At 66.4% G+C, this 13,626-nt stretch carries 10 protein-coding genes; 8 read left to right on the top strand and 2 right to left on the bottom strand.

Annotated elements, in window-relative coordinates:
- Positions 1-50 precede the first annotated feature (50 nt).
- Positions 51-1,508, bottom strand: a complete 1,458-nt coding sequence (locus ACLBYB_RS24125) for an FAD-dependent monooxygenase (RefSeq protein WP_447700300.1) — start codon at positions 1,506-1,508, stop codon at positions 51-53.
- 114 nt (positions 1,509-1,622) lie between these two features.
- Positions 1,623-1,847, bottom strand: coding sequence for a lipase family protein (locus ACLBYB_RS24120; RefSeq protein WP_427509013.1), 225 nt, complete (start codon positions 1,845-1,847; stop codon positions 1,623-1,625).
- Between the two features lie 191 nt (positions 1,848-2,038).
- Here ACLBYB_RS24120 and ACLBYB_RS24115 point away from each other — a divergent pair, with 191 nt between their 5' ends.
- From ACLBYB_RS24115 to ACLBYB_RS24080, 8 genes are all read left to right on the top strand, one after another.
- On the top strand, positions 2,039-2,443 hold the full coding sequence (locus ACLBYB_RS24115) for a hypothetical protein (protein WP_244527014.1): 405 nt from the start codon (positions 2,039-2,041) through the stop codon (positions 2,441-2,443).
- A 681-nt stretch (positions 2,444-3,124) separates the two neighbouring features.
- Positions 3,125-3,946 (top strand): hypothetical protein, encoded by an 822-nt coding sequence (locus ACLBYB_RS24110; protein WP_447700299.1) that lies wholly within the window; start codon positions 3,125-3,127, stop codon positions 3,944-3,946.
- Positions 3,947-4,247: 301 nt separating this feature from the next.
- Positions 4,248-4,562 (top strand): hypothetical protein, encoded by a 315-nt coding sequence (locus ACLBYB_RS24105; protein WP_020095892.1) that lies wholly within the window; start codon positions 4,248-4,250, stop codon positions 4,560-4,562.
- 390 nt (positions 4,563-4,952) lie between these two features.
- Positions 4,953-6,602, top strand: a complete 1,650-nt coding sequence (locus tag ACLBYB_RS24100; RefSeq protein WP_447700298.1) for an ABC transporter ATP-binding protein — start codon at positions 4,953-4,955, stop codon at positions 6,600-6,602.
- A gap of 570 nt (positions 6,603-7,172) precedes the next feature.
- Entirely contained in the window at positions 7,173-7,682 is a 510-nt protein-coding gene (locus ACLBYB_RS24095; RefSeq protein WP_447700297.1) for an RNA polymerase sigma factor, read from the top strand.
- A gap of 72 nt (positions 7,683-7,754) precedes the next feature.
- A complete protein-coding gene (locus tag ACLBYB_RS24090; RefSeq protein ID WP_091981566.1) occupies positions 7,755-8,702 on the top strand; it encodes a FecR family protein in 948 nt (315 codons plus the stop codon).
- Positions 8,703-8,819: 117 nt separating this feature from the next.
- Entirely contained in the window at positions 8,820-11,453 is a 2,634-nt protein-coding gene (locus ACLBYB_RS24085) for a TonB-dependent siderophore receptor (protein WP_447700296.1), read from the top strand.
- A 444-nt stretch (positions 11,454-11,897) separates the two neighbouring features.
- Positions 11,898-13,626 (top strand): S8 family serine peptidase (locus tag ACLBYB_RS24080; RefSeq protein ID WP_447700295.1); only part of this gene is annotated, 1,729 nt, incomplete at its 3' end.

Below are 13,626 nucleotides of genomic sequence, written 5' to 3'. Positions count from 1 at the left end.
GGCATGCGGCGAGGTCAGAAGACGAGCGCGGAGCAGGTGGTGCTCGGACCTTACGCGAGGGCTCGCAGATACTGCTCGGCGGTCTCCCACGCGCCGTCCCTCGCGGCCAGACCGATATAGCCGTCGGGTCGGACAACGATGAGGTCGGAACAGCTCGGCAGCGACCGACGCGTCGGTTCGAGCAGGCCGGGGAAGCGCTCGATCAGTTCAGCCCCACGCGTCGCGTCCGTCGCATAGAGGACGAAGCGCGGCTCGCTGCCGGCGCCCGGGGGCGGTCCCGCGTAGGCAGCAGGCTCCCAACGCGCCCCGGCGCCGTGTCCGAGGGAGAGCGGGCTGTCGGCATAGGCGATCTCGATCTCGCTCAGCTGCGTCGCCATCCGGTCGCGGACGACATGGAGGCCGAGCAGGAAGCGCAGCGCGAGGTTGCGCGCCGTCTGCGCCGCCGGGTTCGACAGCGTCGCCATGTCGGTCAGCCGGGTCGCGTTGCGCAGGACCAGCTCCCCGACCGCGCTGCGCTCTGGGCTGTAGCTGTCGAGCAGGGACGCGCTCGCTTGACCGCGCACCACCATCGCCAGCTTCCAGGCGAGGTTCACCGCGTCCTGCATACCGGTGTTCATCCCCTGTCCGCCTGCGGGACTGTGGATGTGCGCCGCATCGCCGGCGAGAAAGGCGCGCCCGCGCCGGTAATCCGCGACCTTGCGCTCGTTGATGCGGAAGTGCGTCAACCAGACCGGGTCAGACACGCGGAAGCCGCCGCCGGCGCGCTGATCGACGAGGGCTTGCACGTCGTCGAGGGTGGGCTCCGGCCGCGGGTGCGCCGCATCCGCCTTGCCCACCGTCGCGATGACGCGCGCCCGACCGCCCGGGATCGGGAAGACGACGAAGGGGCCGTCACGGTGCAGGTAGGTCGCGATCTCGTCCGCCGGCGGTGCTGCGGGCCCCTCGAGGCGCACGTCGGCGAGCAGCCAGTCGTCCCCCTGCGCCGAGCCGGAGAACGGGATGCCGAGTTTGTGCCGGACCGTGCTGTGAGCACCGTCGCAGCCGATCAGCCACGGCGTCCTCACCGTCTCCTCGCGCCCGTCGGCGTGTCGCACGTGCGCGTCGATGCCGTCGGCCGTCTCGGCGAAGTCGACCAGCTCGACCTGACGCTCGATCTCGACGCCGAAGGCGCCCAGCTGCGCGGTGAGCAGGCGCTCCGTCTCGCATTGTGGGATCATCAAGGCGAAGTTGTACGCGCTCGCCACGCCTTCCAGGCGCGGGCTGCCGAGCACCTTGCCGCCGCTGCGGATCGAGGCACCGGGAGCGCGCAGTCCCGCATCCAGGAAGGCTCGCGTGCAACCCATGCGATCCATGAGTTCGAGGGTGCGCGACCAGACCACGAGGGCCTTCGAGGTCTCCGTGGCGTGCGGGGCGCGGTCGATCAGGCGCACTCCGACGCCGTAGCGGGCCAGCTCCGCCGCCATGGTCAGACCGACCGGCCCCGCGCCGACGATGAGAATGTCCGTCATGGACCCGCCTCCCGCGCCACGTGGCTCGCTCGGTCGCATATCCTGAGGCGGTACCACCTCAGTCTCGAATTCGCCCAGCGGAGAGACCCGACCCTAAAGGGCGCCGTCCGGCGGTCAAGGCTCGCCGCACTCGCTCGGTGCCCGCACGCCGGCGGAGCGGTCACCGATCCGGTCGAGGGCCGCCGGCGCAGCGTCCTTGGCCATCGACAGATGTCCCACGCCAGGCACGCGGTCGAACGCGACCCGGCTGCCGGCTCGGCACAGCCGCGCGCGATGGTCCTCGGTCACCCGCGGCGGCACGCGGTTGTCCGTGCTGCCCTGCGCCAGGAAGATCGGGATGCGCGGCAGAGCAAAATCAGGAGCCGCGTGAGAGCTGGAGAGCCGCGCCTTCGTGCGGCCTGAGCGGCATCCGGCCTGTGCCGCACGTCACCGCATCCTCTGGAAGATCGCCTACAATCCTACACAGTTCGGCGGGCCGACGTAAACGCGGATCTGCTAGACGCCACCATGCATGCAGAAGGTGTGGGATAGTGAAGACGTTGCTCGCAGCCGCCATACTTCTCGGATCGACGGTCGGCGCGATGGCGGTCGAGTCGTACGGGGATTACCGTGACTATTTCGATGCGAAGCCCGTGACCGCGAAGCGCGCGCCGCGCAGCGCTTCCCGGAAGATGGCTCCCATCGACATCACCACGGACCTGAGCGCGGTGCGACGCCGCGCCGATGGCGACCACCGTGAGATGTACCGCTACGAGACTGGGTCGAGGCTGATCGCCGACATGAGGCCTCGCAACTGGGACGGCGGGCATGTTCCCGTGCAGCCGCACAGTTGGTCGCCGGATGGCTTCTGGAGCCCGATGGTACAGTCACACGAGGGGCGCGAGCGGCCCGACCAGTCATTCGAGGGGCGGGGACGGCCCGAGCGATTCCGGTGATGCTGCGTCCTGTAGGGCGCGATGGACGCTGCGGCGTGAGATCTTGAGCGCTCGTTCGAGGCGGTCGAGTACGCCACCCTCGAATGGGTCGACTGGTTCAACCACCGGCGGCCGCTCCAACCGATCGGCACGCTGCCTCCGCCGAGACGGAAACCCGCCGCTTCTGCCGAAGCCAAGGTCCAGGCCTTGGTCCAGGCCTTGGTCCAAGCCTTGGCCGCCTGACCCGAACCGGACAGGCTCCGGGAAAGCCGCCGCGGTTCACTGCGGGTGACGGCGCAGGCCCGCAGAACCATAGACCTCGATGAGCTTGTCCAGCGGACTAGCTCATCGCCGTGGCGTGACGACGCCTGTTACGCGGCGTACAGAAACACAGGCGCTTGCGCCGCGCGGACTCGGATTTGTCCGACGGGTCTGCGACGGTTGCCGAAGTCAGAGCAGGAATGTTGGTGGCTCGCGGCAATGAGCAAGCCTAACATTCGCCAACCATACAGGGCCGAGTTCCTGCTAAACCATAGCTGGTGACGTCGCTTATTCGCGGACGTGCGACAAGGTCGTCGGATGAATTCCTTATCCCGTCTCTTTGTGGCCGCATCACTGGTCGGATTTTACAGCATTGGGTGCGCGCGAGGGCATGCTCCGGGACTGGGTGACGCACGTGGGGCCATCGTGCGTCCCGCGGCCATGAAGCTGTTTGACGCCGAGCCCGTCTTTCCTCGGGTCTCGGCGATCATGCCAAGTCCGTGGATGCCCCTCGAGGTTGGGTGGACCATGGGGGCGATCTGCAAGCCCCACGACGCGGGCGGAGGGACCTCGTTCCTCGGGCTTCATTTCGACGATCACTGCTTCGGCCCGGCTCCTGAGCACGTGGCACACGCTGTCTTGGCCCTCCCTGTCCGAGCGTTCGACCTCGAACGTGACACGCGCCGTGAGGATCTGCGCAAAGCTTTTTACCTGGCGGCTCCCGGCTTCGGGCGCCGTCCTGACTTCACGCTGGGGGCCGGCGCGTTCATGGTCCGCAGCTTCGAGGGAGCGGACCCCCGAGACACCGTGTACCTGATCTGGCCCGTACGATGCGACGAGGGTGAGGCGGGGTTGGATTGCCACAACGGCATGGGTCGGAAGGCTTTTCGGTTCGCTGCCGACGGCGCCTTGCGGGATGTCAGTGCGGACGTGCTGCCGGCGGATCCGGTCCTGAGCTCCGACGACCGCGTGCGTCAGACGAAGTACGGCGGCAGCGTCCTGTTTCTGCTCGACGACAAGCTGCCTTATGCGCCCACCATGCGCTGGATCATGGAATTCGATCCTGACTCGCCACCACTCGAGAAGGACGATCCGAAGGCCGCGGGCCCTTGGGCCCACTTCGGTTTCGTCCACTGGACCGGTTCTCGTTTCGAGCTCGTCGATCGAATTGCCCGATCGCAATGGCCGTGCCGGAAATTCCATGACGCCCCGGCCTGCTCGACGTATCCCGACGGCTTCGAGGATCCCTTTGTCATCCCGTGAGCGGAACTCTCGAAGTGGAGGGTGGGGCGGTGCCATCGCCGGAGCATTTGCTGCTCAGGATCGACGGTCCGCCTCTCGATCCGGGTGACGCTCGTCCTCTGTTCGCTCTCTCAGGGAGACGGTGATCGTCCCGACACTTTTGAATAGGGGCGCATCGTGGCTCTGTCGGGCGACCGTTGGCACGCGACAGAGGAGGTCGAACAGGCAGCGATGGAAGGACATCGGCGAAGGCGCACGCCCGCATGGCGTGCTCAGTGTGGCCGGTTGCACCCTCGACGCGGCCAACACCGGAGACACACCGTTGACCAGCCGTCCCAAGATCAGCTCCGTTCCGATCGTCCCCAGTGAGGTCGAAGGTACTCTCGAAGCTCCCGTCATCTACTTCGAAGCCACATCGACGCATGGCGTCGGAGGAGGCGTCGGTCGCCTCGCTCTCGAGATGATGCTCTCCGAGCCCAGCGCGGACGGCACCCCGATCAGTCGGCGAAAGATAGTCGTACACCTGCGCGGCCCGCTGGGCGCGTTCATAAGTCTGAAAGCCGCGATTGAACACATCGAGGAAATGGCCGCCGGCCCGCTCACGGCGGACATCGCGGAAGATGGGAAACCCAATTGAATCGCGTGCAGATCTGCGTCAAGCGGTGCTCTCGTACTCAGGTCCTATTGGTTCATTCCGGTTCTCCGTAAAATAGAACTTGTATTGATGCTTGGATCGGAGCGGGTCGAATTTCCGGATTGCGTGAGGGATAATCGATTGGCATGGCATTATGTGATGTATCCCGCGCCGGACATGTAGCGTGTTGATATCGGGTATTCGATCGTCATCCGGTCATAGGGCAGAACAGGGCGGCTATTCGGGATAGTCGGCTTCTTGCCCGTCCTCTCCCGGACGGCGGATGCATCGCGGCGGACAGATCCAGTCGCGGGTTGCCGCGAAAAATCTTGCATTCCTCAAGCTTGCGAGGGATTCGAAAATCGCCCTCAGGATTTTCCCTGGCAATTTCGAATGATATCGATTCTGAACGCGTTGCTGCGAGCCTACTGGCGTGACGCCCGCCTGACGACCATCGCGGTGATCTCGGCCAGTTTGCTCGGTGCATTGGCCTCGATCTCGGCTCCGTACCTTTTCTCACGCGCCGTCGACGATCTGGCCCGCGGACAAGTGCGGTCCGACGCGCTCCCGCTCCTCATGTCCTACGCGTTCCTGTTCGGATGCGCGAAAGCTCTGGGCATTGGATCACGGTTCCTGATCGTGCTTTGCGCGGAGCGTCTATCGTTCATTGCAAATACGGCCTTCTTTGCGCGCCTCCTACACAAGACGCCAGCCTTCTTCCTGGAGCACAACGCCGCGGAGATCGGGACTGCCCGTCAGCAGGGAACCCAGACGCTGAACCTCATCACCCAGCTCGGGCTCGGAGGCTTGCTCCCTGGATGCGTCCAGATCGCCTTCAGCGTCCTAGTCCTCGGCAACCTCGTCAGCTGGGACATAGCCCTGATCATATTCATCTACGGCGTGGTCGTGATCGCGCTCGACTACACGCGTATCGGCAAAGTCAAACCCGCTCTCAATGAGGCGATGAATCAAAGTCAGGCCAATGCGCGCCTGGTCGGCAACGCCATCGCCGTCATCGACACCCTGCGCCAGACACGCGGCGAACGATGGATCACCGAGCGCTTTACTGCCAGCGCGGGTGATGCCTTCGCGAATTTGCGGCGCTACGCGCTGGTGAGCAGCGCCTTCTGTGGGCTTCTGGGCATCGCTGCAGCCTTGCAGTTGACGGTCACGTACCTGATCCTCGTCCCCCGGTTCGAGGGCGGCCTGATCTCGATTGGCGGCATCGTGCTCTTCAACACGTTGCTGATCCAGTTGAATGAGCCGTTCCACATGGTCGGCATGGCCATCAAGGAGTCGGTCGAAGCAGCGGCCCGCTTCCGGCCCTTAGCGATGATGTGGAGAGCACCGGAAGAGCTCGAGCCCGACGATCCGCTGCCCTACCGGCCGTCCCTCGGCATCGTCGCTTTCGAGAACGTCAGCTTTCGCTACGCCAATGGTCGTGGCGTTGCCGACCTCTCCTTCGTCGCTCGCCGCGGCACGCCGACCTTTCTTACGGGTGAGACTGGTGCAGGCAAATCAACCGTCGTTCGCCTGCTGTTGAAGGGGTTGCAATCGAGTGGCGGCCACATCTTCGCCGACGGAACCGACCTGACTCGCATCGCGAGCGATGATTGGTTCAACCATGTCGGCGTCGTGCCGCAAGAGGTGACACTGCTCAACGATACGCTGTCGGCCAACATCGTGCTGGGCCGTCCGTTCGACGCGGAGCGCGTCCGCCGGGCCTCCGCGCAGGCCTCCATCCTCACGCGCATCGAGGCCATGCCGGAAGGGTTTGAGACCGTCGTGGGCGAACGGGGCCTCAAGCTGTCGGGCGGTGAACGGCAACGCATCGCCATCGCGCGGGCGCTCTACGGCGAACCGGCGATTCTCGTTCTGGACGAAGCCAGTTCGGCCCTCGACGACGAGACCGAGCGGCACATCATGGACGGCTTACGTGACCTTGTTAACGGGTTGACCATCATCGCGGTCACGCACCGCACCTCCATGATACGGCCAGGAGATCAGAACGTCCGCCTGTCGGCTTCCCCACCACAGGCGTAGCCGTCTGAGATGAGCCGACAGCCGAAGGGCGGCTCCGGGTGGAATGCCGCCATTTTTGCTGTGGGACGGCAGATGTAGCGAAGCGGATAATAGCCGCACGGACCAAGTCCGACCCTTTTCAGACCCTCGCAGCGCCAGATCGCAGGCCGCGTTGCGAGGCGAAGGTGCGTGGCCGGAACGGGCGGCTCCGCGATCGGCCGGGTTCGAGCACCATGTCGAGGACGTGGGCGTTCGACGTCTGACGGAAAGCCGCCCCGGGACGCTGAGCGCGTCTCGACCACGAACGGCGCGAAGCCGGGTCCAAGAGCGCCACCGGCATGCCCCGATCCATGCCGCAGATTTGCAACAGAACATGGAAAACAGCCGTTCTACTAGAACTATTCCAGTTCAAGGCCCTGCATTCGCATCGCTGTTTCGTTGCGGCCGAACAAGCGTTTGGCTGAGAGCAGGTGCATCAGTTTAGATCGGCTAAAAGCGTTCAGAACGCTTGCGTCTATCCTCGGCGTGACAGTCTAATCGGTCGGCGCCGCGCGCTCGTGTGCGTCGGCGAGGCACCTGAGGATTGGAGTTATGGCGGCGGTATCATTGGATGCCCTACATCGCAGTGAGAACCTGAACCTCCAGCGGTTCCTTCTTCGCAAACTCGGGAACCCTGCCGACGCAGCCGACGCCGCGCAGGAGACGTATCTTCGCCTCGTCAAAGCACTCACGACCACCGACTTGGAGCATCCGCGCCTCTTCCTGTTCCACCTCGCGCGCAACGTCGCCGCCAATCTCGGCAAGCGCCGCCGGTTCGAAGCGCGCCTCTTCCGATCCATAACCGATCTCGAACTGTCGAGCGTCGTGGACGGGCACGCCCAGACCGAGACGCAGGTGATCGCCCGCGAGCAGCTGCGCCTCGTCGCGGCAACGATCGACGGGCTGCCGCCGCGCTGCCGGGAGGCGTTCCTGCTCAGCACCGTCGAGGGCCTCTCGAACGGGGAGGTCGCCGTCCGTCTCGGCGTCAGCCGCAACATGGTCGAGAAGCACCTCATCAAGGCGCTGCTGCACATTCGTCGCGCGTGTCACGAGTTTTTCTGATCGGGCACGTCAGGAGTTCGCGGCCTCGATGGTCTTCATAGGTCGGACGGGCGGAGCGGGCAGCGGGTCGACATGGAGGAGGAGCGCAAGCCCGCGGGCGACGACGAGGCCGCGGACGACCCGATCTACGCGCGGGCCGCGTTCTGGGTGGTTCGCCTGTCCTCCCCCGACGCGACCGACGCCGACCGGGCAGCCTTCGAGACCTGGCGCGCCGCCGACCCGGCCCATGCCGAGGCCTACGCGGAGATGGAGGCGTGGCGGGGCATCGCCGGGCGCGTGCCCGATACGCGCCGGCGCAGGCGGCCGCCGCCGACGCGCCTCGTCGGTCTCGCGGCAGCGCTGGGCCTGTCCGGATTCATCATCTACGAGAGCGGGATCCTCGACCGTGTCCGCGCCGACGTCTGGACCGGGATCGGGGACATCGAGACGGCGCGGCTCCCCGACGGCAGCCGCGCCGCCCTCAACACCGACACCGCGCTCGCCCTGCACTTCACGGCCGCCGCGCGCGACGTCCACCTGCTGCGCGGCGAGGCGGTGTTCGATGTCGTGCCCGACAGCGCCCGACCCTTCGTGGTCTACGGCGGCGGGTTGCGGGTGCGCGCTGTGGGGACGCGCTTCTTCGTCCGGGCCGGCGGGGACGCCGAACCGGTCGGCGTGGCGGAGGGGCGCGTGGACGCGTCGACGACCGCGGGCGCCGTGACCATCGGAGCCGGCGAGGTCGCCCTCCGGAGCGCCGACGGCCATCTGATGGTCGAGCGCGGCGATGTGGGGCGCGCCACGGCGTGGCGGGAGGGCAAGCTCGTCGTCACGGGGCAGCCCCTCGCCGCGGTCGTGGCCGACCTGAACCGCTATCGGCGCGGGCGCATCGTCCTGCTCGGTTCGGGGCTCGGCGCGCAGCGCTTCAGCGGGACGCTCGACATCCGCGACACCGACGACGCGCTCGACGTTCTGGCCGCGACGATGGGCCTGCGCGTCACGCGCCTGACTCCGTACCTCGTCCTCGTCAGGCCGCCGGCCTGACGAGGCGAAAAAAACCGACGCGGGGAGGTCAGGAGTTTCGCGCCTCGATTGTCGTTTGTCCGTGAGGGCCACGGAGCGCGCGCCGAGCGCGCCGCCCTCCGCGGAACGGGGGCATGAATGGCAGTGTGGGATCTTGGCGGCACGCTCGGCCGCGCGCCGGGCGGTCCATGGCGCGGTGCGGCCCTGGCGAGCGCGTCCCTGATCGCGCTCGGGCAGGCGTCGGCCGCGCAGGACCGTTCGATCACCCCGACCTTCGTGCGGGCGGGCGAGCGGCTCAACATCGTGCCCGTCGCCACCGGCGATGCCGCGCCGCCGCGCGCGCTCTCGGAGCGGCGCGTCCGGCTCTCGATCGCGCCCGGCCCCCTCGAGCCGGCCCTGGCGAGCCTCATCGCGCGGACGGGCCTGTCGCTGGCCTACCGGACGGCGCTGACCGAGAACCTCGCGACGCGGGGCGTCGAGGGGGACGTCCTGCCCCTGGAGGCGCTGACGCAGCTGCTCGACGGGACGGGGCTGACCTACCGCGCGGCGAAGCACGCGACGATCACACTCGTGAACCCGCGCTACGCCCAGGCGTCCCTGCCGCCGGGGGATTCGAACGCGCCGACGCCGGTCGGGGCGACCGCCGCGTCGGTCACCCTCGACGAGCTCTCGGTCGAGGCCCAGCAGCCGACCTTCGGGACAACGGGCTTCGTCGCGACCCGGTCAACGGCGGGCTCGAAGGGCAACGATTCCATCCTGGAAACGCCCGCCACCGTCAGCGTCATCACCCGCGACGAGCTGAATGTCCGGGGCGTGCAGGACGTCAACCTCGCGGTCGCCTACACGCCCAACGTCCAGGCCGTCGACTATCCCGGCGGCCAGGGCGGTCCGACCTTCACGCTGCGCGGGTTCAACGCCAACAATTTCGACAGCGTCTACGAGGACGGCCTGCGCTACGGCTTCAACTCGTTCGACCAGAACATCGAGCCCTACGCCTACGAGCGCATCGACGTCGTGAAGGGGCCGATCTCGGTCCTCTACGGCCAGGGCCAGCCGGGCGGCATCATCAACCTCGTCTCGAAGCGCCCGACCTTCGTGCCGTTCAACGAGGTGTTCATCCAGGGCGGCAATTACGGTCGCGTCCAGGCCGGCTTCGACCTGTCCGGCCCGGTCGAGGGGGCGCCGCAATTCGCCTACCGGGTGACCGGCCTCGTCCGCAACGCCGACAGCCAGGTCAAGTACACGCCGGATGACCGGACCTTCATCGCCCCGGCTCTGACCTGGCGGCCGGACGCCGACACGTCGCTCACGGTGCTGGGCAAGTACGCCGAGTACCGCGGCGGCGGCTCGGAGCAGAGCCTGCCGATCGTCGGCTCGATCCTGCCGAGCGCGCGCGGCTTCTTCCCGCGCAGCCCGTTCGTCGGGCAGCCGAACTTCAACACCGGCCTCCTGGAGAACAAGGAGATCGGCTACATCCTCGACCACAGCTTCGCGCCGGGATGGCTGCTGCAATCCGCCTTCCGGGCCTACGAGACCACCTCGAAGTTCGACGCGGTCGGCGCCAGCCCGGCCTTCACGCCGCCCGGTTTCCTCGCCGTCTCGGTCTTCCCGTACCTGCGCGACCAGTCGAGCCAGGGACTCCTGACCGACAACTATATCCAGGGGCGCTTCGACACCTGGGACATCCAGCACGACGTCGTCTTCGGCGTCGGATTCCAGAACTACTACCGCCGCGACGCGCGGACCTTCCCGAACGGCTACCCGACGATCGCCGCGAACCGCCTGATCGACCTGTACAATCCGGTCTACAACCTCGGCATCGCCTTCCCGCAGCGCACGAACGTCTCGACCCGGGCGCTCCAGCAGCAGACGGGTGCGTATGTCCAGGACCAGATGAAGTGGAACGGCTTCATCCTCACGGGAAGCCTGCGCAACGACTGGGTCGACCAGCAGGTCCGGACCACCTTCAACTTCCCGAACCTGCCGGTCGCGACCCTCAACCGGACGACGGTCGACAACCAGAACTTCTCGGCCCTGAGCTACCGGGCCGCCCTGGGCTACGAGTTCGCCGCCGGAATCGTGCCCTACGCCGCCTACTCGACGTCGTTCAACCCGCAGATCGCGGGCCAGCGGGCGGACGGGTCGGCGCTGCCACCCCGCGAGGCCAGCCAGATCGAGGGCGGCGTCAAGTGGCAGCCGCCAGGCACCAACGCGCTCGTCACCGCGTCGTATTTCGAGATCACGCAGACCAACATCCCCCTGGCCGATCCCCGCAACCCCGGCTTCTTCATCGTGACCGGCGCGGCGGAGTCGCGGGGCTTCGAACTGGAGGGCAAGGCGAGCCTGTTCGACGGGTTCAACCTGATCTTCGGCTACGCCCACCTCGACACGAAGGTCACGCGGAACGCGACCAACCCGGCGCTCGTCGGCAATCGCCTGCCGAACGCGCCGGACAACACCCTGTCCCTCTTCGCCGACTACACCTTCCCGCTGAACTCGCCCTTCGCCGGCTTCCGGGCGGGGGCGGGCGTGCGCTACGTCGGCGAGCGGACGGACGCCACCAACGTCGATCGCATCCCGGCCTACGCCCTCGTCGACGCCTCGCTGAACTACGACCTCGCCCAGCTGAACCCGGCCTGGAAGGGCGCAATCCTGTCGGTGAACGCCAACAACATCTTCGACCAGCGGTACTTCACGTCGGGCTTCTACACCGGCTACGTCTTCGAGGGGTTCCGCCGGAGCGTGTTCGGGACGCTCACCTATCGCTGGTAGGATCGTCGGACGATGACGCGCGCGGCGCCGACCGTCTCCGGGCGGCCGGGACCGGAGGGGAATCGGCGGGCGTCGGCCTCCCGGTTCACCGCCGCGCGAACCTTCCGCCAGTGCCTGTGGCCGCATCGTGGGAGCGGGCTGGTCCCGGCGCCGTTCTGGCCCGATCTGGCCGCATCGAACCGCGGCGCTCGGCCAAGCTCGCGATTGCGGGGGGCTATCCGTTCCAGAAAGGGGGATCCCCGTTTCAGGACGTCGCGCGCGGCACCGAGTGTGGCCGCAATGTGATAGTCCGTTAAACCCGCATTTCCTAACCCCCGTGCAAAGCTTGCGGCAGGCATGACGGGGGTCAGTCCGGTGGTCCAACAGTATAGCGATGTAGAGCGTGTGACCGGATCCTGTGATCCGAGCCGGGGCCGGGGCGCCGGAAGCCGGCGGCGCGGCCCCGTGCGGCTCGGATTGCTGGTCGGCAGCTCGCTCGCGACGCTCGCGCTGGCTCTGGGACCTGTGGCGGCGCAGACCGTGCCGGCGCGCTCGCCCTCGACCTTCGATGCCTTCGGCGTTCCGTTGACGGCGGCGCAGTTCGACACGCCCGAATACCGGGCTGATTGGGGGTTAGCAGCGATCAACGCCGCGACCGCCTATTCGCGCGGCTTCACCGGAAACGGCGTCCTGGTTGCTGTTGTTGATAGCGGCATTGACCCGAATCATCCCGAATTTAATAACCGCCTCGGCCGTATTTCTCCATATTCCCGCAATTTCATTCCTCCAAACGATCCTTTTCTTCTCGGTGACACGGACCCCAAAAGCCACGGCACCCATGTAGCGGGAACAATAGCAGCAGCCCGCAACGGAACGGGTATGATGGGCGTCGCTTTCGACAGCACGCTCCTAGCACTCTTCGACCTGACGAATACTGCAAATGCAATCGATTACGCAGCTCAGCAGAAAGCTAGGGTTTTAAATGGCAGCTATGGACCTGCTGTTTCCGAACCATTCGATAGTAACGGCATTCCGAATCCAACCTATCGGAGATTGACGACACAAGAATACACGCTAGGCGATATTAATGAGTATCGAGCGATAAAGCGGGCGGTCGACCGCGACATGCTTTTGGTGTTTGCGGCTGGCAATGAACGTCTGGATCAACCCGATGTGACGACGAGTCCGACGGGTGCCGCGCTATACCCGTTCATCAAGCCCGAAAATGCCAATAGCGGCATCTACCAATTTTACACTCGCCGCGGACTGAACTCCGCCAACATGGAAAGCGTGGATGTGGCTCCGGTCGGACCAGTCGATCAGAGCAAGATCGACTTCTCCAGTCTTTCTGGCTACATCATGTCTGTAGTCGCAGTTGACTCCAGCAACCGAATTGCCTGGTTCAGTAATCTGTGCGGTGTCACAGCGGCGTGGTGCATTGCCGCGCCGGGAACAAACATCTACTCCACCGTCCAGGTCGGAACGGGGCTTAACGGCTCAAACTACGGATCTAAGCAAGGCACCTCGATGGCCGCGCCGCACGTAGCAGGTGCCGCCGCTGTCCTGCGTCAGGCGTTCCCGTTCCTGACGGCGCCGCAGATCGCCCAGACCATGTTCACCACCGCCACCCATCTCGGCGACGGGCCCGCCAACGCCCCGAACGCCACCTTCGGCTGGGGCCTGCTCAACCTCGGCAAGGCCATCGACGGCCCGGGCCAGTTCACCTCCGACTGGACCGTCAACACCACCTACAACGGACAGGCCTATTACGGCCGCTTCGCCAACGCCATCTCCGGCGTCGGCGGCCTGACCAAGGTCGGGCTCGGCACCCTCGAACTCGCCGGCACCAACACCTATGCCGGACCGACCACCGTCGCCGGCGGCACCCTGTTCCTGTCCGGCAGCGGCAGCCTGACCTCACCGGTCTCCGTCCAGAGTGCGGGCACCTATCTCAATGCCGGCTGGACCCAGAGCAGCGTCAGCAATGCCGGCCTCCTGATCAACACCGGCACCATCTCCGGAGGTGCGACCAATGCCGGCACGGCGCTCAGCAGCGGCGTGATCGCCGGCGGCGTGGCCAACAGCGGCACGCTGTCCAACAGCGGCACCGTCGCGGGCGGCCTGACCAACACCGGCACGGCCCTCAACACCGGCGCCATCGGTGGTGGCGCGGCCAACAGCGGCAGCCTGGTCA

The organism is Methylobacterium sp. D54C, assembly GCF_053345595.1.
This window is presented reverse-complemented; position numbering and strand designations above follow the sequence as displayed.